This window comes from Nonomuraea zeae, from assembly GCF_005889725.1.
Taxonomy (GTDB): domain Bacteria; phylum Actinomycetota; class Actinomycetes; order Streptosporangiales; family Streptosporangiaceae; genus Nonomuraea; species Nonomuraea zeae.
The window spans coordinates 1-19,904 of record NZ_VCKX01000018.1 but is presented as its reverse complement, the minus strand read 5'-3'; the positions used below and the strand labels follow the sequence as shown (position 1 = coordinate 19,904).

Here is a 19,904-nt window from a genome sequence, read left to right as displayed (position 1 = left end):
CTTTCCGTGCGTGCGGGCATCAGCGCCGCCTCAGCCGTACGTCGATCGAGTCGCGCAGCGCGTCTCCGACGAAGTTGAACGCCATGACGATCAGGACCAGGCAGCCACCGACCGGGTAGATCAGCCACCAGGCGCCTTCGAACAGGTGTGACACCCCGTCGGAGAGCTGCGTGCCCCACTCGACGGCGGGGTAGTTGAGCCCGAACCCGAGGAAGCCCAGCAGCGACACCGCGATGATCGCGTCGGCGACCTGGAAGGTGATGTTCACGATCACGACGCCCAGGGCGTTCGGGATCAGGTGCCTGGCGATGATCCGCGTCTTCGTCGCGCCCATCACGGTCGCCGCCGCGACGAAGCCGCGCGACCGCAGGGACAGCACCTCGGCCCGGACCAGCCGGGCCGGCGCGAGCCAGGAGAACGCGCCCAGGATCAGGCTCAGCGACAGGACCGAGGAGCTGAACCGGGTGGCCGCGATCAGCACGATGAACAGGAAGGGGATCGACAGCAGCGTGTCGACCACGCGCATCATCACCCCGTCCACGAGGCCGCCGGCGAGACCGGCGATCGTGCCGTACAGGGTGCCGATCGCGGTGGCGATCAGCGCCGCGAACAGCCCGATCTGCAGCGACGCCTGGCCGCCGCGCATGATCCGGCCGAGCACGTCGAAGCCCTGCGCGTCGGTGCCGAGCGGGTTTCCGCCGCCCGGCGGCAGCAGGCTGCTGACCGGATCGACCGAGACCTGGTCGGTCACGTAGAGGTGCGGCCCGGCGAAGCAGAACAGGGTGAGCAGGACGATGATGCCGACGCCGATGACGGCCAGCCGGTTCTGGACGAACGACCGCGCGGCGAGCCGCCAGCCGCTCGTGACCCGCGGGGCCGCCGGCTCGTTCGTGACCTGCGGAGTTGCCGTCTCGCTCATGCGCGCTGCGTCCTCGGATCGCTGATCGCCACGACCAGGTCGGCCAGGAGGTTCCCCAGCACGGTCAAGGTCGCGGCGACCAGGGTGTAGCCCAGCAGGACCGGATAGTCCTGGTTGTTGAGGCTGTTGAAGAACAGCAGCCCCAGGCCCGGGTAGTTGAAGACCGACTCGACCACGAGGTTGCCCGCGAGCAGCAGCGGGATCGACATGCCGATCAGGGTCACCAGTGGCAGGCAGGCGTTGCGCAGCAGGTGGCGGGTCAGGACCATGCGCATCGACAGCCCCTTCGCCCGCGCCACCCTGATGTAGTCCTGCGCGAGCTGGTCCAGCGCCGCGGAGCGCTGGTACCTGGAGTACATCGCGACCGTGACGCCGGTCAGCGTCAGCACCGGCAGCAGCATGGCCCGCGGCTCGGTGAAGATCACGAATGTCGAGCTCGACTGTGACGCCTGCGCGGGCAGGATGCCCATCCCCAGCGCGAAGACCTGGATCAGCAGCATCGCGAGCAGGAAGACGGGCATCGAGTACGCGACGAAGGTCAGCGTGGTCAGCACGTTGTCGCCGATGCTGTTGCGCTTCACCGCCTGGAACACGCCCAGCGGCACCGCGACGCAGATCGCCAGGACGAGCGCCACGGCGGCCAGCATCGCGGTCCGCCCGGCGTTCTCGGCCAGCAGGGCGTTGACGCTCTGGTTCAGTTTGTACGAGTAGCCGAGGTCACCCTGGAGCAGCTTGCCCAGGTAGGCGAGGTACTGCACGACCAGCGAGCGGTCGTAGCCGTTCGCCTTGTCGAAGGCGGCCACCGCCTCCGCGCTGGCCTGGACGCCGAGGATCGCGCGGCCGGGCGATCCGGACATCCCGTGCAGCATGATGAAAGTGATCACCGAGACGCCCAGGACCACGATGGCGGACGTCGCCAGCCGCCGCAGCACATACTGGAGCACGCTGTGCCCTCCTTACTTCAGGTACCAGTACTCGGGCGTCAGCACCGAGGCCGGCAGGCTGGCGAAGGAGTCCTGCGGGCCGGACAGCGTGTTCTTCCAGGCCCAGATCGTGTGCGCGGTCGGCAGCCAGAGCACGGGCAGGTCGGTCCGCAGGTGCTCGATCTCGGCCTGCACGGCCGCGCGGTCGTCACCGTGCACCGAGGCGCGGATCAGCTCGTCGGCCTTCGGGCTGTTGTAGGCGCCCACGTTGCCCGACCCCTTGGAGTCGAACGTGCCGGTCATGGTCGGGTACGGGGTGGTGCTGAAGCCGCCCCAGGTGGACATGGCCCACTCGCCGGCCTTCGACGGGGCCGCGGGGACGTTGTAGTTCTGGATCAGGAAGCTGAACGTCTTCGGCGCAACCGTGATCGCGATGCCGAGCTTGCGGGCCTCCGAGGCGAACGCCGTGCTCACCGCGTTGTGCAGCTGCGGCTCGCTCCGGTAGAAGAGGTTGAACTTGATCGCCTGGCCCTGGGGGATCCCGGCGCCGCACTCCGTCTCGCCGGTGCCGGGGCGCTCGCACGTGGTGACGCCGTTCGGCACGACCTTCCAGCCGTGGTCCTCCAGCAGCTTGCGGGCGGCGGCCGGATCGTACGGATAGGGCGCGGTGGCGACGTTCCCCGCCGAGTACGGCGAGGACGCGGGCGCCGTGCCGTAGCTCTCCGCGGCGGCGCCGTTGTACATGCCCTTGCTGGCGATGTATCCGCGCTGGTCGATCAGCCGCTGCAACGCCTGCCGGAGGTAGAGCTGGCCGAAGAGCTTGTCGACGTTGTCCGTCGTGTCCTTGAAGTTGAGCATGATGAAGTTGAAGCCCAGCCGGGGCCCGCCGTAGACGTTGTACCCGGCGGCCTTGAGCTTCTCCACCTGCCCCACCTGGCTCTGGTCCACGGTGGCCATCGTCAGGTTGCCGCTCACGAGCTGGTTGAACTTGGCGGTCTCAGAGGTGAAGGGCCGGAAGTTCAGCGTCTTGATGCGCGGCTTCTGCGGGCCGGTGTACGCCTCGTTGGCGGTCATCGTGTAGAAGTTCGTCGTCACGTCGAAGCCGCTCAGCCGGTACGGCCCGTTCACCGTCTGCCAGAGCGGGTTGGAGGCGAAGCCGGCCGGGTCCCGCGACGCCTTGTCGAGATAGGTGTAGATCGCCTCGGCGTTCTTGGGGACGCTGTGGTCGAGGATCGGCCCGCCCTCCGACGCCCTGGCCCACTGCTTGGCCGGCAGCGGGACGACCGAGGTCAGCTCGTCGGCGGTGAACCACTCCGGGTTGTAGGCCTCCTTCAGCTTCAGCGTCACGGTGTCCGCCGAGGTCGCCTTCGCGCCGGCGACGTTGTCGGGGAACTGGCCGGGGGTGTAGCCGGCCCAGTTCGCCGGGTTCTTCTTGAGCGCGGCCTTCACCAGGTCGATGAAGAAGACCACGTCGTCGGCCTCGACCGGGGAGCCGTCGGACCAGGTGTAGCCGGGCCGCAGCTTGATGGTCACCGTCTTGTCGCCGTCGGAGAACTCCGGCAGCTCGGCGAGGCTGAGCGCCGGGTTGACCTTCGGGCTGGCGCCTTCGGGGAACCAGTAGAGCGGCCGGTACATCAGCCGCTGGAACTGGTAGGTGACGTACGTCGAGTTGAACGCGCCGGGCACGATCGGCAGCATGTAGTAGGGCCCGGCGCCCGGCTGCTGCGCGATGTCGATCGTGCCGCCGTCCTTGGGGGTGCCCGACTCGGCCGGCAGCTCGCCGAAGGTCTGGGACCCCGACTTGCTCGCGGCCGCGTCGCCACCGCCGCCACGGGTGGCGCCGGCGCCGCCGCCGCTACAGGCCGCGACCGGCAGGAGGGTGGCCAGCGTCGCCGCGACGAGCGCGCGCCGGGTGCGGCCGCCGCTCATGCTCGCGCCGTCGCGGCCGGATATCCGTCGAGGCCAAGTCGGCCTGTGTCCACTGTGTCCATTGGGGTCCACGTGCGCCCGCTCCTCTTGCCGTAATGCGGGGAGAACTGCACGAGTCCGCTCGTCGGCGGCCGTCAATTTCCCCAAACCGCCTTTGCGTAGGTGTAGAAATTCCGGCCGAGGATCTTCTCGATCCTGGTCGGCGTGTAGCCGCGCTCCTTCAGCAGGCGCGCCAGCTCCCTGAACTGGTCGACTCCGCGCAGGTCGGGGACGAACGGGAAGGTGTCGGCCCGCTCCCCGGCCGCGGCCGCCCCGGCCCGGCGGCGCTCCGCCACGTGCTCGGCGAGCCGGTCGCGGTAGGCGTCCAGATCGTCGATGGCGGTGATCGTCCCGTCGGTGCCGATGCCGACGTGGTCCTCGCCGCACACGTTGACCGCGTGCACGATGTGCTCCACCACGTCCGCGGCCCGCGCGTGCCCCGAGGAGTTGAGGAAGGGCATGAAGTAGATGCCGACGAAGCCGCCCTGCGAGGCGACCAGCCGCAACTCCTCGTCGGTCTTGTTGCGCGGCAGGTCCACGAGCGCGCGGCAGCCGGTGTGGTTGATCGAGACGGGCTGGCTGGAGATCCGCGCGGCCTCCAGGCAGGTCTGCTCCCCGCTGTGGGAGAGGTCGACCATGACGCGGTGCTCGTTGAGCGCCGCCACCACCTCTCGCCCGAGCGGCGTCAGGCCCCGGTTGCCCGGCGCCATCGAGCCGTCGCCGATCTGGTTGGCCTGGTTGTAGGTGAGCTGGATGATCCGGACGCCCAGGCCGGCGAAGGTCGCGACGCGCTCGGGCCGGTCCTCCATCATGGCGGCGTTCTGGAAGCCGTAGATGATGCCGATCTTGCCCTGCCGCTTGGCCTCGATGAGGTCCTCGGCCGTGTCGACCCGCATCAGGTGCTCGTGGTGGGTGCGGAGGATCGCGTCCCACGTCTCGATCTCGCCGAGGGTGTGCTGGTAGGGCGGGAAGTCGCCCATCGTGTAGCCCAGGGTGACGTTGATCGCGGTCACGCCCGAGGCGTGCGCCTCGGCCAGCGTGCGCGCGTCGATGGTGAGCTGGTCGCTGGTCTGGACGAGCCGGCCGGACGCGGAGGTCGAGGCGACGGCGTTGGGGTTGTCCAGCACGCCGAGGGCGTTGACGACGATGTAGTCCTCGATGCTCATCCTTGCGCCTTTTCTGGGTAGTCCGCCCGGTCGTGGCGCCGCCCGCGCTTGACGGTGGTGACGATGCGGCGCAGCTGGTCGATGTCCTCGTGCGGGTCGCCCTCCACGACGAGGAGGTTGGCCAGCTTGCCCGGGTGGACGCTGCCGGTCGTCTCCTCCCGTCCCATGGCGGCCGCCCCGGAGAGGGTGGCCGCTCGCACGACCTCCTCCGGCGGCATGCCCATCGCGTGGACCAGGTGGTGGAGCTCGTCGTGGAGCGAGGGGTAGGGCTCGCCGGCCGGCGGCTCGTAGTCGGTGCCGGCGCTGATCGTGACCCCCGCCCGGCGCGCGCGGTCGATGAGCCGCCGCAGCACGTCCTCGGCCAGCCCGGCCGCCTCCGGCGGGCTCAGCGGGATCCGGCCGACGACGCTCGCGGTGGCGTCGAGGATCGTGCCGCGCTCGCGCATGGCGGCGAACAGGTCGTCGGAGGCGTCCGCCGGCGCGTCCAGGAAGCGCTGGTAGACCTCCGCCAGGTGGGCGCGCTGCCCTCGGTACGAGGCCGGGCGCAGGCCGGACAGGTGGTAGGCGAGCATGTGGGCGTGGGAGACCACGTCCACGCCGGCCGCCACGACCTCGCCCGGCATCGCGGGGAACACCGCCGCGTGCGCCCACACGTACATCCCCTGCCGGTGCGCCTCGGCGGTGATCCGGGCCACCAGTGAGGGGTCGAGGTCGGCGTAGACCTTGATCGCGACGGCTCCGGTGCCGCGGGCCAGCGCGACCGCCAGCCTGAGGTCCGTCTTCTCCTCGATCGCCTGCATCCACGGCACGGCGCCGGGCGTCGCGCCCTGCGACACCTGCCACGTACGCGGATCGTCGAAGAAGCTCGGGCCGGCCATCAGCGCGGCGGAGCAGATGTCGGGCCCCGGGATTTCGCCGAGCAGCGCGGCGCGCTCGAGGTCGGCCATCTGCCGCAGGTCGCCGGCCATCTCGCGGATCGCGGTGATGCCGCCGTAGACCTGCCTGCGCATGGCCTCCTCCGCCTGCGCCCGGTTGGGCGGGGTGGAGAGGTGCTGGTGGGTGTCGATCAGGCCGGGCAGCAGGAACGCCCCCGACAGATCGACCGTCTCCGCGCCGGACAGATCAGACGCGCCCAGCTCCCGATCGGGGACGACCGCCTTGATCGTCGGCCCGTCGGTCACCACCGCCATGCCGTGGCGCACGGGGGCGCCCGTGCCGTCGATCAGCGAGACGTCCCGGTAGATCGTCACCTCGCCGGGTGCGGCGGGCGCGAAGGGCGTGGGGGTCGGCTCGTTGCCCGCGACCGGTCGCTGGTCTCTGTCGGTCTTGGCGATCACTCGGTCTCCGTTCCAGAGTCTCGTCAGGTGGGGGTCTCACGGACTCGATGTGTTACATACACCGTAACAACTGTTGTAACTGTAGCAACGTCTGATATGATGCGTCAAGCGTGGAATGATGACCTCAGCGACCGTGGAGGGGACGTTGCCCAGACCGGCCAGCTCTGCCGTGGACAAGGCCCTGGATCTCATCGAGATCGTCGTTCAGGCCAACCGCCCGCTTCGCCTCAGCGAGCTGGCGCACCAGGCGGGGATGCATCGCGCCACCGCCTACCGGATCCTGGTGGACCTGGTCCGCCGCGGCTGGATCATGCGCAGCCAGGACCACTACCTGCCGGGCACCGTCGTGCTGCAGTTCTCCCAGGCCGCGGCGGCCAACTCGCTCGTGGTCCTGAGCCGGCCCGTGCTCCAGGCGCTGTCCGACCAGACGGCGATGATGGTGAACCTGCAGGTGCTGGAGCCGGACGGCGGGCGGGTGATCGACGTCGTGCGCCCGCCGCGGCTGGCGATGATCACCGACCTGCTGGGCGAGCTGCTGCCGATCCACAAGTTCGCCGGCCCCATGGCGCTGGTGTCCGCTCTCGACGAGGCCGCCAGGGTCCCTTACCTGCGCGCCGCCGAGCAGCAGGGCCATCCGCCGGCGGCCAGGGACGAGCTGCTCCGCGACATCGAGGTGGCCGGTCGCACCGGCTTCGCGCTGGAGCGCGGGCGCAACGAGGAGGTGATCGCCTCGCTGAGCCGCGCGGTGCTCTCCGGCAACGGACGGCCCATCTGCGCGCTCACGATCGTCGGCCTGGACAGCGAGTTCGACGATCCCACGCTGGCGAAGCTGAAAGAACACCTCACCGCCGCCACAGACGAGTTGCAACGCACTCTGAGCGGCACGACCCCCGGAGCCGACCTTGATTGACACCGCAGCGAGCGGAGCTCTCGTCCTCGACCGGGATCAGACCAGGGCGGCATTACCGCCTGACGCGCTCCTCGCCGCGGTGCGCACCGCGCTCGTCTCGATCAGCCGCGGCGAGGCCTCCGTCCCGCCGCGCGTCGCGGCCCGCTCGGAGCACGGGCTGCTGGGCGCGATGCCGGGCTACGTGCCCACGCTCGGGCTGGCCGCCAAGCTCGTGACGGTCTTCTCCGCCGTCACGGCGGAGGGGCACGGCGCGCACCGCGGCATCGTGGCCTACTTCGACGAGGCGAACGGCCGCCCGCTGGCGGTCATGGACGCCGAGACGATCACCGCGGTGCGCACCGCGGCCACCGCGACCGTCGCCATGCGGGCTCTCGCGCGGCCCGGGGCCACCCGGATCGCCGTGATCGGCACCGGCACGCAGGCCCGCGCCCAGATCGACCTCATCAGGGCGATGGAGCCGGCGGAGCTGCTGGTCGGCGCGCGCGACCCGGGCAAGGCCGAGCGCCTCGTCGCCGGGCTGGGCTTCGGCTCGGCGAGCGGCATCGAGGAGGCGGTCAGGAACGCGGACATCGTCTTCTGCTGCACCTCCAGCAAGGAGCCCGTGGTGGAGCGGTCCTGGCTGGCCGACGGCGTACACCTCAGCTCGGTCGGCGGGTCCGACGGGCCGGAGTTCGACGCCGCCACGTTGCGGGCGTCGTCGCTGTTCGTGGAGTGGCCGGGCGCCGTGTCCGAGCCGCCGCCGGCCGGCGCGTGGGAGCTCCAGGGCAGTGACCCGGCGGACGCCTGCCTGATCGGCTCCGTGCTCGACGGGAGCCATCCGGGCCGCCGCTCGGCCGGCGAGCTGACCGTCTTCAAGTCCACCGGGCATGCCGCGCTCGACGTCGCGGCCGCTTCCGTGGCCTACCAGGTGGCCCGCGAGCGCGGGCTGGGGTTCGGCGTCGACCTGTGACCCTGCCCTAGACGGCGTTCTGGACTGCGGTGACCGGCCGGTTCGCCAGCGGGCTGGAGAAGATCATCGTGCTGGACGGCTTGCCGTAGACGGCCAGCCGGTCGATCAGCGACTCGAACGCGGCCATCGACGGCACGGCGATCTTGAGGATGCTGCACACGTCACCGGTGACCCGGTGGATCTCCCTGATCTCCGGCCAGGCCGCCACCTCGGGATCGCGCAGCACGCAGGTCGGCCCGTAACAGGTGAGCTGGACGAACGCGGAGACCTCCCAGCCGGTCCGCGTGGGATCCACCGCCGCGTGGTAGCCGGTGATCACGCCGGTCTCCTCCAGCCGCCTGACCCGCTCGGCCACCGCGGGCGGCGACAGGTGGACCCGGCGGGACAGCTCGTTGAAGGAGAGCCGCGCGTTGGCCTGCAGCTCGCGCAGCAGATCCCAGTCCATGGCGTCCATCAGCGCCTCCTTTCCTTCCAAAACCGGTATGACCGATATTGATACCAAACATAAGGCTTTATCGCGAAAGGGCCGTTGAACTGGCATTCCGTTCCACCGGACCGCCGCACCATCATGAGGTGGCTACATGCGAAAGGAGTGTCCCTGATGGAAACGGTGCGTCCGACCTCGGCGGGTGAACGAGCCGAGCGGGCCAGGATGAGTGGCGGGATGCCGACCCTCGAGTTCGAGCGGGAGATCCCCTACGACGCCTATGTCCGTACTGACGTTCTGCACAGCCTGCAGCGGCCGCTGAGCGACGCGCCCGGCGAGATGTCCTTCCTGGTGATCACGCAGGTGATGGAGCTGTACTTCAAGCTCATCGCCTTCGAGCTGAGCGCGGCCCAGGAGTCGCTGCGCGCCGGCCAGGTACGGGACGCGGCCGGGGCGCTGCGGCGGACTGCCCTGCATCTGGAGGGGCTGAACGGCAGCTGGCGCGGCCTGCGCTGGATGACGCCGGCGGATTTCAACAAGTTCCGTGACCAGCTCGGCGAGGCTTCGGGGCTGCAGTCGGGCATGTACCGGCTGGTGGAGTTCCGCCTGGGGTTGAAGAACGAGGCGCTGCTCAGGCCGTTCAGGCGTGGGCCGAAGTGGGAGGCGCTGCATCGCGCGTTCGCCGAGCCGAGCGTCTGGGACGACGCGGTCGCGCTGCTCGCCCGGCGCGGCCACGACGTGCCCGGCGAGGTGCTCGGCCGGGACTTCCGCGCCGAGTACGAGCCACAGGAGTCCGTCGAGCGGGCCTGGGTGGAGGTCTACGCGGCCGGCCCGGCCGGCGACGACCTGCGCGCGCTCGGTGACGCGCTGGCCGAGGTCTCCGAGCGGTTCGGCGACTGGCGCTACCAGCACGTGGCGGCGGTGCGCCGGTCGATGGGCGCGAAGCCGGGCAGTGGCGGCTCCAACGGGCTCGCCTGGCTGGAGCGCAGCATGGCTCGGGTGGTCTTCCCCGAGCTCTGGTCGGCACGTACACATATGTGAGGAGGGTCCATGTCTGAAGACGACGCACGGCGGCGGGACGCCGAGGATCCGGGACATCGGGCCCTGTTCCTGGTCCCGCCCGCCCAGGGCGGGAGATACCAAGAATGCGCCTACTTCGCCGGTAACTCGCTGGGCCTCCAGCCCAGGGCCGCCAAGGAGGCACTCCTCGGCGATCTGGACGACTGGGCCACGCTCGCCGTCGAGGGGCACGTGGAGGCGAGGCGGCCGTGGACGGCCTACCACTCGCTGCTCACCGGGCCCGCCGCCCGGCTGGTCGGCGCGCTGCCCGAGGAGACGGTCGTGATGAACACGCTGACCGTCAACCTGCACCTGCTGATGGTCTCCTTCTACCGGCCGCGCGGCGAGCGCACCCGCATCCTCGTCGAGGAGTCCGCGTTCCCCTCCGACAGCTACGCGGTCCGCAGCCAGGCGCGCTACCACGGCCTCGATCCGGACGTCGAGGTGATCAGGACCGCCGACCCGCTCGGCCACCTGGCCGCGGAAGGCGACAAGGTGGCGCTGGTCCTGCTCGGCGGGGTCAACTACCTGACCGGCGAGGTGCTGGACATCCCGGGCATCACCCGGGCCGGGCACGCCGCGGGGGCGAAGGTCGGCTGGGACCTGGCCCACGCCGCCGGGAACATCCCGCTTGAGCTGCACGAATGGGGGCCGGACTTCGCGGCCTGGTGCTCGTACAAGTATCTCAACTCCGGGCCTGGAGCCCTCGGCGGCGTCTTCGTCCACCAGCGCCATCTGGACGACCCGTCGATCCAGCGCTTCGAGGGCTGGTGGAGCACCGAGCCCGAGACGCGCTTCCTGATGGAGCCGATCGCCACGCCGCCCAAGAGCGCCGACGCCTGGCAGATCTCCAACCCGCCCATCTTCGCGATGAGCCCGATCCGCGTCTCACTGGAGCTCTTCGACTCGATCGGCATGCCCGCGCTGCGCGCCCGCAGCCTCCGGCTGACCGCGTACCTGGAAGGGCTGCTCGGCGAGCACACCGTGGTCACGCCGCGCGAGCCCGAGCGCCGCGGCTGCCAGCTGTCCCTGCGGGTGCCCGACGCCGACGGCCTGTCCAGGAGGCTGAGCAGGAAGCACGGCGTGATCGCCGACTCCCGCAATCCCGACATCCTGCGACTCGCGCCGACGCCGCTCTACTCGACGTACCACGACTGCTGGCGGGCCGCGGAGGCGCTCAGAGCGGAGCTGTGAGCGAATCCCGACTAGATCACGTGCTGCGGGGCAGGCGTCGAATACCAGGGGGATCACGGGGACCAGGAGACGCCATGCCGCTCATCGACCGAGACTGCGTTCGCGAACTGCTCACGTCGGACCACGCCGACGCCACGTTGGTCTTCGTACGGGGTGACTGCGTCGTCCTGCCCGCCGCCGACGTGGACGACGCGCACAAAGGGCTGGTCATCGCCCGCCGCGACGACGTCAAGCAGCAGCTCCCGCCCGGCCCGATGACCGACGAGGCGCTGGACGCCCTGGCGACCCGGCTGGACAACATCGTGCGGGACCTCGGCGCCTGACCCGGCACGAGGAGAGCGGCGGTCCCGGCCGGGACCGCCGCTCTCCGCGCGGGCGCTAGTGACCGACGGTGACGACGATCTTGCCGACCTGGGCGTTGGACTCCAGGTAGCGGTGTGCCTCGGCGATGTCGGCCAGGTCGAAGACGCGGTCCACGACGGGCCGGAAGTCGCCGCTGCGCAGCCCCGCGCCGATGAACGCCTCGGCCCTGCGCAGCCGCTGCTCGTTCCTGGTCGTCTCGAACAGCAGGTAGGTGCGCATGGACACGGCCGGCATCCCCGCGGCCAGCCCCGGGTACGGCGTCGGCTCCCCGCTCAGCGCGCCGTAGATGAACAGGGTGCCCTCGGGGGCCACCACGTCGAACAGCTCCACGACGCCCGGTCCCGCGACGGCGTCGAACACGAACCTGGCGCCCCGGCCGCCGGTGATGGCCCGCACCCGTTCGGAGACGCTCTCCTCGTCGGTGACGATCACCTCCGCCGCCCCCGCCTTGAGCAGTTGCTCCTTCTTGGCGGCCGTGCGGGTGGTGGCGACGGGCACCGCGCCGACGCGGTTGGCGACCTGGATGGCGGCCAGGCCCACGCTGCTGGAGGCGGCGGTCACCACCACCGTGTCGCCCGCCCGCATCCCGCCGGCCTCGATCAAGGCTCCGTACGCGGTCACGTACGGCATCCACACCGCCGCGCCCGTCACCGCGTCCACGCCCTCGGGCCGGTGCACCACCGCCGCCGCGGGGACGATCGCCCGCTCGGCGTAGACGTTGTAGTCGTTCATCGAGAAGGCCGGCACGACGCTGACCTGCTGGCCCGGCTCGAAGCCGGTCACGTCCGGGCCGACCGCCTCGACCACGCCCGCGGCCTCCGCGCCGAGCCCGGCCGGGAACTCCCTGGGCTGCTCGATGTAGACCCCGCTGCGGAACAGCACCTCGGCCCGGTTGAGGCCGATCGCGTCCACCCGGAGGCGCAGCTCGCCCGGACCCGGCTCCCCGACCTCGACGTCCTCCAGCCGGAGCACCTCCGGACCGCCGAGCTCGTGAAACCGCACTGCCTTGACCATCTCGCCTCGTCCCTTCCGATCCTTGCCGGTGGGGACCCACTGAAGTACAAAGTTCGATGAATGTCAAACTTTGATGACCGTCGTCATTTGATGGCGCTGGGCGGTCAGCCGCTCTTCGCCTGGTCCCTGGCCGGGCAGGGGGCGAACATCGGGCGCGTGCCGGTGGACCAGGCGTCCGGGTCGGTGAACCGGCACCCGTAGTCCGGCCGCGCCACCACGGCCGGGTCGGTCACGTCGTCCCCCGCCGGGCGCGGGCCGCCGCGCTCCCACCGGACCAGATCGTCCCAGGCGGCCCCGACCTCGGCGTCGCTGAACTCGCAGTGCCCCACGGCCCGGATCGCCCGCTGCACCAGCAGCGCGCCACGCCCGTTGCGGGACACGTCCGCCCGGTAGTACTGCTCCATGGAGAACGGCACGAAGTTGTCGCCCAGGTCGTGCAGCGAGAGCACGGGCACGTCGATCCGGCCGGAGACGGCGGGCACCGCGGTCAGCCGCTGCGTCCTGCGCGCCACCGGGTCCACCGGGGTCACCCGCTGCACGCTCGCGTCGACGTTCACGGGCGAGTCCGGTCGGTAGCGGGTGCCGAGGTTCGTCGCCACCCTGCCCGGCTCCTGCGCCAGCGTGCCGCCCCCGTCCGGCCCGGCCAGGCCGAACAGGAAGTCCTTCCAGTACGCGAAGGCCGCCTGCGCCCCGGGCCGCTCGCCGCCCCCGAGGTTGACGACGATGGCGCGGAACTGCTCGCCGAGCGGGGTCGCGGGACCCTGGCCGGTCAGCCCCAGCCGCTCCTGGATCTTGGGCACGGCGGAGGTCGCGTAGTCCGCCGGGATCGGGTAGGCGGGCACGTCCGCGAGATCCTGCGCGACGAGGTGGAAGTCGAGGAAGAAGTCGAACAGCTCGTGGTCGCCGACCACGCCGCACATCGGCAGGGCGGCGTCGTAGTAGCCCGGGTACTCCTCGATCGAGCGGGCCGTGACGTGCCCGCCCATGGACACTCCGGCCAGGTACGTCCGCCGCGGTTTGCCCACCACGCGCCTGAAGTGTTCGGCCAGGTCGCGGGTGCCGCGCACACCGGCCCGCACGTCGTAGTCGTTGGCGTAGTAGGAGGACGCCGCCCACGCGTAACCCTGGTCGAGCAGCCGCTGGCGTAACCCGTAGCCGGGCGGGTCCACGGTGAGCACCCGGGTGTCGCCGCGGTAGCCGTGGGCCCACATCAGCAGGGAGCCGTTCCAGCGGGGCGGCACCTCGATGTCGAAGGCCGCGTGGCCGTGCACGCCCTGCAGCACCCGGCTCGGCCGCCCGCCGACGGTCGCGGGGGCCAGCGGCGGGTTGTCGATCGTGTAGCCGGGCAGCGGCTGGTCGTCCGGCACCCCGGGGGTGGTCGCGGTGGACGCCGCGGTGGACGCTGCGGTCGAGGCTCCCGCCGGGACGAGCAGCATGGCGGCCAGCGCCGCCGCGGACAGGGTCTGGCTCCGACGGCGCACCTGCCATCACCTCCGAGGGGACCCGCTCAGGCGGCGGTGCTTCGTTCATACTCCGAGCGGCCCGCCGGCGGAAGGGCCCGCCCTCCGGCCTGCGGGCCCTTCCGGTACGGGGGTCAGAGCGCGACGATCAGCTCGTGGTCGATCTCGACGAACTCGGCGATCAGGTCGGCGAACCGCCCGGCGATCAGGTCCCGGTAGGCCGGTGATCCGGTGTGGGCGTCGTAGGCGGCCTGGTCGGCGAAGTGCTCGACGAACAGCAGGTAGTCGGGCTTGGCCGGATCCCGGTAGACGCGGAAGGACAGCGTGCCCTCCTCCGCGCCCGGACCCTTGGGCGCGAACTCCCTGACGATCTCTTCGGCCTTCGCCTGCATGCCGTCCTTGAGCGGGATGGGGAACACCTTGGCGAGCATGATTCGCTCCTATGGTTTCGGGCGCCGGGGGCGGCGCCGGGTTGGCTGACCGCCATCCTCCGGGTGCCGGGCGCGGCCGGTCTCGCCATATCTGGACACGCTGCGGGGGGTGGCGGATGTCCGGATGTGGCGAGCGAAGCGTTCCGGAGATGGCGTACATGTGGGTCATGACCACGTTCTCTGCTGTCGTCACGACGGGGATCTACTGCCGGCCCGGATGCGGCGCGCGGCCGCGGGCAGAGAACTGCCGGACGTACGAGCTGCCGGCGGCGGCCGAGGCCGACGGGTTCCGGGCGTGCCTGCGCTGCCGGCCCTACCGGGTGGCCGCGCCGGTCGGGGCGGACTCGCCCGAGCTGGTGTGCCGGGCCTGGCAGATGATCATCGATGGCGTCCTGGACGAGGGCACCGAGGCCGCGCTGGCCGCGCGGGTGGGCGTGTCGGCGCGGCATCTGCGCCGGCTGTTCGTGAAGCACGTGGGGGCGAGCCCGGATCAGCTCGCCCGGTCGCGGCGGGCGCATTTCGCCCGCCGCCTCCTGGACGACACGGACCTGACGATCCTCGATGTGGCCTTCGTGTCGGGGTTCGGGAGCCTGCGGCAGTTCAACCGGAGCATGCGGGAGGTCTTCCGCAGCTCGCCGTCGGACCTGCGCCGGCGGCGGCATCGCGCGGACCGGCTCGTGACCGATGGCGGGCTGGCGCTGCGGCTGCCGGTCGTGCCGGGTTACGACTGGGACGCGGTGCGGGGGCTCCTGGCGGTGCGGGCGGTGCCGGGCGTGGAGGTCGTCGACGGTGAAACCTATCGCCGCACGGTCCGGGTGGAGGGTGCGCCGGGGGTGCTGGAGATCTCGCCGGGCGGCGCGGGGTGGCTGCTGCTGCGGGCGCACCTGCCGTACTGGGAGGGGTTGATCCACGTGGTGGACCAGGCCGGGCGGCTGGTCGGCGCCGACGCCGACCCGTCGGCCGGCGTGCGGGCGCTGGCGGCGGATCCGGCGCTCGGGCCGCTGGTCCTGGCCCGTCCGGGGCTGGCCGTGCCGGGGGCGTGGAGCCCGTTCGATGCGGGCGTCCAGGCGATTTTGGGCCGGGGCGGGCGCTCTCCCGAGAGCGTGCGCGAGTGGCTGGCGGCCGTCGTGGCCGGGCTGGGGACACCGGTGCCGGGGCTGCCTGGCGGGCTGACGCACGCGTTCCCCAACGCCGGGGCCGTGACGGCGGACGCGCTCGCCGCGATCGGCTTACCCGATCAGGACGCGGACCTGATCACGGCCCTGGCCTCCTCCGTCGCGGCGGGGCGTCCGGAGCTGCGTCCCGGTACGAGCGTGGCCGCGCTGGCGGACCTGCCGTGGGCGGTTCCGGACCTGCGTCACGCCCTGGCGTTCCGGCTCGGGGCCCGGGAGGCGTTCCCCTCGGCCGAGGCCCCTCTCCGGGCGGCGCTCGTCGCCCTCGGCCTCGACCGGCCGGACGCGCACCCCGGCAAGGGTCCGTGGCCGGCACTCGCCGCCGCCCACCTGATGTCCCACGGCAATGCCCACCACCACTGAGCCGAGACCCTCCGCCCGGCCAAGGCACGCACCCCCGCCTCCTGCGCATCCACGCACGCCGCTTCCCCTCCGAAGCGCGCGCTGCCCCTTCCCGCACTCCCACTGCTCCCCCTTCGGCACTCGGGCGCTCCCCGTGGGCCACGACGGCGCAGGCCGGTCGGCGCGGGTCTCAGCCCGCTGCGGCGACGCGGGCTCGCCCGGCACGAGCTCCGATCCGGCGCGGTGACGTCGTGAAGTCGGGCGTTGACTTTGTCGCAAGGTATGACGCACCATGTTGCTACAAAGCTTGCGACAAAGGAGACGTCATGGCCCACGAACCGTTACCGGACACCGACCCGCCGGCGCGCACGACCGATCTGCGCATGGCGGGCGAGTGGCTGGCCCACCACGACCTGGCCGACACCCACCCGACCCCGCTGCTCGCCAGCCGGCTGGCGGTCCGCAGACGCGCCCGCCTGGCCACTTACGTCATCCTGGCCGCGCTGATCATCGTGAGCGCCCTCGCGGCCACGTCCGCTTTCGGCGGCCTCCAGCCGCATCGCCCGCTGCCGCTGCTGGCCCTGGCCGCGTCGGTGGCCGGGCTGCTGCTGGCACAGTCGCTGCTCGACCGCTGGGTGCGACGCGTCGACCAGCGGGCGGCCGCGACACTGTCGCGCAGGGCCACCCATCCGATCCAGCCCGGCTGGCGGACCTTGCTCGGCCGGCCGTACGCCATTTTCGCCGTCACCACGTTCGCCGGCGCGATGGTGCTGGCCGCGGGCGCGCTGACCGTTCCCGAGCCCACCGTGCGGCAACTGGCCGTCGTCGTGCTGATCGGTCTGCTCGGCGCGACGGCCATCACCGCCATGCAGCTGCGCCACCTGCTCAGCTTCCCGGTCGTGGCGGAGGACGAGGAGTCGCTGACCGCCGACGTCCTCATGCGCGTCGAAGACGCCCGCGAGCTCACCACGCCGAACGTACAGTGGTCGCTGCCGGTGGTGCTGTTCGGCACCGCGCCCGGCTGGTGGAATGTCGCCGCGGTCGCCTACCTGGTCCTGAGCCTGGCCGCGTGCATCGCGCTCCATGCCAGGACACCGTCGTGCGTGACGGTGGCCCGGCGGACCGTGAGCGTCCGATGATCATCATCGATGCGGCCTCGCCCGTGCCGCCGTTCGAGCAGCTGCGGGCCCAGCTCGCCCGGCAGATCCAGGACCGTGCGCTGGCCGTGGGCGCCCGGCTGCCGACCATCCGCCACCTCGCGGCCGACCTCGGCCTGGCCGTCAACACGGTCGGCCGGGCCTACCGGGAGCTGGAGGAGGCGGGGCTGATCGAGACCCGCGGGCGGGCGGGCTCGTTCGTGTCGGCCGCCGGTGAGGAGGGCCGGGAGCGGGCCCGCCGGGCCGCCGCCGACTACGCGGCCGTGATCGCCAGCGTCGGCATCGACGCGGGCGAGGCGCTCCGCATCGTCCAGGCGGCCCTGACCTCCGGTACGACGGCACCAGCCGCGCCGTGACCCCGAGTCAGGTCGCCGGGCGCACGGCGGCGGTGTAGCGGCCGATCAGGCGGCGTCCGAGCCGCTGCATCGGCTGCTCCAGGAACCGGTGCGCCAGCCAGCTCCCCGGCAGCAGCACGACGAGGAAGCCCACGCTGATGCCGATCTGCAGGTGCAGCCGCGCCCAGCGCATCTCCCCGGCCAGCTCCATGACCACGAGGAGGATCGGCAGGTGCACCAGATAGAGGGAGTAGCTGATCGCGCCGAGCCAGGCGAGGAAGGCGGGAACGCGGCGGGAGCGCCAGAGCATGGCGACGGCGAAGGTGACGCCCGCCAGCACCACGGTCAGAGCCCACACCTCGGGCTGCACCCACCACCAGCCGGCGTTGAGCGCCCAGAGCGGGGTCAGCGTCACCAGCGCCGCCGCGAGCCACAGCGGCCACAGCGGCCCGTTGCCCCGCTCCCACCGGTGGACGGCGGTGCCGGCGAACATGACGGCCAGGATCGCCGCCCCGAACCACGGGACCCGGCTGCTCAGCAGCACCAGGGCCAGCGCCATGACGCCGAGCACGAAGGCTCCGGCCGTACGCCCGCGGCCGGAGATCACGCAGGCCAGCCCGGCGACGAACACGGCGAGCGACACCCAGGCCAGCCACCCGCCCGACAGCGGCGATCCGGAGAACGCGAGCGCGGCGGCGGCGCAGAGCAGCCCGAAGACGACGGGCAGGACGCCGCGCCCGTCCCGGACCCCGGCGGCGAACAGCGCCGCCACCAGCAAGTAGAAGATCATCTCGTACGAGAGCGTCCACATGGTGTTCAGCACGGCCCCGCTGCCCACGGCGTCCATCAGCATCGTCGCGTGCGCGGCGACCGACGAGGCGTCCCTGGGCACCTCCTCGCGCACCGGGATCCACCATGACAGGGCCAGCACGAACGCGATGACCGCGAGATAGAGCGGGTAGAGGCGGAAGAAGCGGCCGATCCAGAAGGCCCGCAGGTCACCGTGGCGCTCCAGAGAGGTCGGGATGATGTAGCCGCTGACCAGGAAGAACACCAGGACGCCGTAGACACCCAGGTTGAACGTGACGGGCCGCAACCACGGCATGGCCCAGGTCGTCAGGTGCTCGCCGACAACCGCGAGCGCGGCGATGCCGCGCAGCGCGTCCAGCCAGGCCAGCCGGGAAGGCGTCGTCTGCACGGCTTGGGGGGCTTCGGGATGGGCGGTCGCCATATGCCCCAACGTATCGAAGCAACGGCCCCCGACCGTGCCGACACAGGAACCCGCCCAGAACCGGCCCAGAAAGCGGGTCAGGAACCGCCCAGGAACCGGGTCAGGAAGAGCTTCGTTGTACTGGGTAGGCGGACCACCGACTTGGGGGAGTTCAGAGTGGAGATCACCGGCATCATCTCCGGCCTCATCATCGGCATCGTGATCGGCGCCCTGGGGCGGCTGGTCATCCCGGGCCGGCAGCGCATTCCCATCTGGCTGACGATCGTGATCGGCGTGGTCGCGGCCCTGATCGGCACCGCGATCGCGGCCGCGCTCGGCGTGGCCGACACCGGGGGCATCGACTGGATCGAGCTGGGCATCCAGGTCGCGCTCGCCGCACTCGGCGTCTCCCTGGCGGTCGGCCTCTACGGCAGACCACGTAAGTGACGGCCCGGTAAGTGACGGCCCGGTAAGTGACGGCCCGGTAAGTGACGGCCCGGTAAGTGACGGCCCGGTAAGTGACGGCACCGCAGGCGACGACACTTTACTCGACGACCAAGTGCGAACGGCCACGGGCGGATCCGCCCGTGGCCGTTCGCACGTGAACCCCTCAGATCAGGAGGGGAAGTCCTTCGGGTTGACCGAGCTGGTACGCGCGTTGCCGCCCCTGACCGGGTTGAGGGTCAGCGTCCAGATGGTGCGCCGGGTGGAGGTCGTGGTGAACTTCAGCCGGTCGTTGAAGCGCTGGTAGGTGGCGGCGCGCGCGAAGCGGCCCTTCGACACGCTGAACCGGTAGCCGGTGGTGAAGTAGATCCGGTACGTGCCGTCCCTGACGTCCTTGATGCTCGCCGTGGACTTCGCGCGGACGTAGATGCTGATCGCCTTGGTCCGGCCCTTGACCAGGGTGACGACCCCGTCCTTGGACGTGCCGTTCTTGATCTTGAGGGTGCCCTCGCCGCCGCTGAGGCGGTCGTACAGGATCCGGCCGTTGCTCGGACGGGCGGCGGCCGAGTCGGCCGTCAGCGTGACAGCGGCGACTGCCCGCTCGCCGGTCACCGCGGTGGCGCCGGCCGGGGAGGAGGTCAGCAGTCCGCCGGCCAGGGCGACGGCCGCGACGACACCGGCACGCAGAGGACGTCTGTCGAGGAGTTTCTGCACAGTGAACATCTCCTTGGGGGTCGCATGGTCAGGACGAACCTAGAAGAATCCGGCCTGAACGCGTACCTGGTATATAGCAGGATGGACCGACACTCCGCCGCCGCTCCGAAACTTCCCTGCTGATACCTTTTACTCTTTCGCCGAAAGTTTCGGCTGGGACGAGAGGACGTGGAGCGCTGGACATCACCCGCGCGCGCACCGGCTGGGTGAGCTCCTGGACGGCGATGCCGCAGCTCACCGAGCCGGGCAACCTGCCGCCCGCACCGTACGCGCAGGACGGCCTGATGCTGGCCGTCAGCACGCTGCGGCAGACCGTCCGCGTCTCGGCCGGCGGCGGGCGGATGCGGCTGCGCTTCTCCAACGCGTTCGGGGGCGCGCCGCTGCCCGTCACCTGTCTCTTATACACCTCT

General features: G+C 71.3%; 20 protein-coding genes and 1 pseudogene. 10 read left to right on the top strand and 11 right to left on the bottom strand.

The features are described 5' to 3' along the window. Positions 1–19: 19 nt before the first annotated feature. The 5 genes from ETD85_RS08585 to ETD85_RS08565 all read right to left on the bottom strand — a co-directional run bounded on the left by ETD85_RS08585 (position 20) and on the right by ETD85_RS08565 (position 6,313). Entirely contained in the window at positions 20–919 is a 900-nt protein-coding gene (locus ETD85_RS08585; protein WP_138689076.1) for an ABC transporter permease, read from the bottom strand. Further along, positions 916–1,863, bottom strand: a complete 948-nt coding sequence (locus ETD85_RS08580; RefSeq protein ID WP_138689075.1) for an ABC transporter permease — start codon at positions 1,861–1,863, stop codon at positions 916–918. The genes ETD85_RS08585 and ETD85_RS08580 overlap by 4 nt, the downstream gene beginning before the upstream one ends. A 12-nt stretch (positions 1,864–1,875) precedes the next feature. Beyond that, positions 1,876–3,771 carry an ABC transporter substrate-binding protein gene (locus ETD85_RS08575; RefSeq protein WP_138689074.1) on the bottom strand — a complete coding sequence of 632 codons (1,896 nt, stop codon included), beginning with the start codon at positions 3,769–3,771 and terminating at the stop codon, positions 1,876–1,878. Between the two features lie 134 nt (positions 3,772–3,905). After that, a complete protein-coding gene (locus tag ETD85_RS08570; RefSeq protein ID WP_138689073.1) occupies positions 3,906–4,976 on the bottom strand; it encodes a dipeptidase in 1,071 nt (356 codons plus the stop codon). Continuing rightward, complete coding sequence (locus ETD85_RS08565) at positions 4,973–6,313, bottom strand: amidohydrolase family protein (protein ID WP_206058190.1); 1,341 nt, start codon at positions 6,311–6,313, stop codon at positions 4,973–4,975. Before ETD85_RS08565 ends, ETD85_RS08570 begins: the two co-directional genes overlap by 4 nt. A gap of 145 nt (positions 6,314–6,458) precedes the next feature. Here ETD85_RS08565 and ETD85_RS08560 point away from each other — a divergent pair, with 145 nt between their 5' ends. Both ETD85_RS08560 and ETD85_RS08555 read left to right on the top strand, forming a co-directional pair. Beyond that, on the top strand, positions 6,459–7,223 hold the full coding sequence (locus ETD85_RS08560; protein ID WP_206058189.1) for an IclR family transcriptional regulator: 765 nt from the start codon (positions 6,459–6,461) through the stop codon (positions 7,221–7,223). Continuing rightward, positions 7,216–8,172 carry an ornithine cyclodeaminase family protein gene (locus tag ETD85_RS08555; RefSeq protein ID WP_206058188.1) on the top strand — a complete coding sequence of 319 codons (957 nt, stop codon included), beginning with the start codon at positions 7,216–7,218 and terminating at the stop codon, positions 8,170–8,172. Before ETD85_RS08560 ends, ETD85_RS08555 begins: the two co-directional genes overlap by 8 nt. Before the next feature lie 7 nt (positions 8,173–8,179). On the opposite strand, the gene ETD85_RS08550 is transcribed toward ETD85_RS08555, so the two are convergent. After that, a complete protein-coding gene (locus tag ETD85_RS08550) occupies positions 8,180–8,626 on the bottom strand; it encodes an Lrp/AsnC family transcriptional regulator (RefSeq protein ID WP_138689072.1) in 447 nt (148 codons plus the stop codon). Between the two features lie 147 nt (positions 8,627–8,773). On the opposite strand from ETD85_RS08550, the gene ETD85_RS08545 reads away from it, so the two are divergent. The 3 genes from ETD85_RS08545 (at position 8,774) to ETD85_RS08535 (ending at position 11,175) form a co-directional block, all read left to right on the top strand. After that, on the top strand, positions 8,774–9,640 hold the full coding sequence (locus ETD85_RS08545) for a tryptophan 2,3-dioxygenase (RefSeq protein WP_240779034.1): 867 nt from the start codon (positions 8,774–8,776) through the stop codon (positions 9,638–9,640). Between the two features lie 9 nt (positions 9,641–9,649). Then, complete coding sequence (gene kynU, locus ETD85_RS08540; RefSeq protein WP_138689070.1) at positions 9,650–10,852, top strand: kynureninase; 1,203 nt, start codon at positions 9,650–9,652, stop codon at positions 10,850–10,852. A 74-nt stretch (positions 10,853–10,926) separates the two neighbouring features. Continuing rightward, positions 10,927–11,175, top strand: coding sequence for a hypothetical protein (locus ETD85_RS08535; RefSeq protein WP_138689069.1), 249 nt, complete (start codon positions 10,927–10,929; stop codon positions 11,173–11,175). 55 nt (positions 11,176–11,230) lie between these two features. Here the strand turns inward: ETD85_RS08535 and ETD85_RS08530 are convergent, their stop codons facing one another. The 3 genes from ETD85_RS08530 to ETD85_RS08520 form a co-directional block, all read right to left on the bottom strand. After that, entirely contained in the window at positions 11,231–12,217 is a 987-nt protein-coding gene (locus ETD85_RS08530; protein ID WP_240779033.1) for a zinc-dependent alcohol dehydrogenase family protein, read from the bottom strand. Positions 12,218–12,333: 116 nt separating this feature from the next. After that, positions 12,334–13,710 carry an alpha/beta hydrolase family protein gene (locus ETD85_RS08525; protein WP_138689067.1) on the bottom strand — a complete coding sequence of 459 codons (1,377 nt, stop codon included), beginning with the start codon at positions 13,708–13,710 and terminating at the stop codon, positions 12,334–12,336. Between the two features lie 113 nt (positions 13,711–13,823). Then, positions 13,824–14,120: a putative quinol monooxygenase gene (locus ETD85_RS08520; RefSeq protein ID WP_138689066.1), complete on the bottom strand. Its 297-nt coding sequence runs from the start codon at positions 14,118–14,120 to the stop codon at positions 13,824–13,826. A gap of 149 nt (positions 14,121–14,269) precedes the next feature. Here ETD85_RS08520 and ETD85_RS08515 point away from each other — a divergent pair, with 149 nt between their 5' ends. The 3 genes from ETD85_RS08515 (at position 14,270) to ETD85_RS08505 (ending at position 17,147) form a co-directional block, all read left to right on the top strand. Continuing rightward, on the top strand, positions 14,270–15,655 hold the full coding sequence (locus tag ETD85_RS08515) for an AlkA N-terminal domain-containing protein (RefSeq protein WP_206058187.1): 1,386 nt from the start codon (positions 14,270–14,272) through the stop codon (positions 15,653–15,655). 305 nt (positions 15,656–15,960) lie between these two features. Further along, positions 15,961–16,773, top strand: a complete 813-nt coding sequence (locus tag ETD85_RS08510) for a hypothetical protein (protein WP_138689065.1) — start codon at positions 15,961–15,963, stop codon at positions 16,771–16,773. Beyond that, complete coding sequence (locus ETD85_RS08505; RefSeq protein WP_138689064.1) at positions 16,770–17,147, top strand: GntR family transcriptional regulator; 378 nt, start codon at positions 16,770–16,772, stop codon at positions 17,145–17,147. Before ETD85_RS08510 ends, ETD85_RS08505 begins: the two co-directional genes overlap by 4 nt. A 7-nt stretch (positions 17,148–17,154) precedes the next feature. Here the strand turns inward: ETD85_RS08505 and ETD85_RS08500 are convergent, their stop codons facing one another. Further along, complete coding sequence (locus ETD85_RS08500) at positions 17,155–18,357, bottom strand: acyltransferase family protein (protein ID WP_138689063.1); 1,203 nt, start codon at positions 18,355–18,357, stop codon at positions 17,155–17,157. Positions 18,358–18,513: 156 nt separating this feature from the next. On the opposite strand from ETD85_RS08500, the gene ETD85_RS08495 reads away from it, so the two are divergent. After that, the gene (locus ETD85_RS08495) at positions 18,514–18,783 is read left to right on the top strand and encodes a GlsB/YeaQ/YmgE family stress response membrane protein (RefSeq protein WP_138689121.1); all 270 of its coding nucleotides are present in this window, start codon (positions 18,514–18,516) and stop codon (positions 18,781–18,783) included. 168 nt (positions 18,784–18,951) lie between these two features. Here ETD85_RS08495 and ETD85_RS08485 read toward each other — a convergent pair whose 3' ends face one another. After that, positions 18,952–19,503, bottom strand: a complete 552-nt coding sequence (locus ETD85_RS08485) for a hypothetical protein (RefSeq protein WP_138689062.1) — start codon at positions 19,501–19,503, stop codon at positions 18,952–18,954. A gap of 197 nt (positions 19,504–19,700) precedes the next feature. On the opposite strand from ETD85_RS08485, the pseudogene ETD85_RS08480 reads away from it, so the two are divergent. Next, positions 19,701–19,904: pseudogene (locus ETD85_RS08480) on the top strand (SGNH/GDSL hydrolase family protein); the annotation flags it as partial.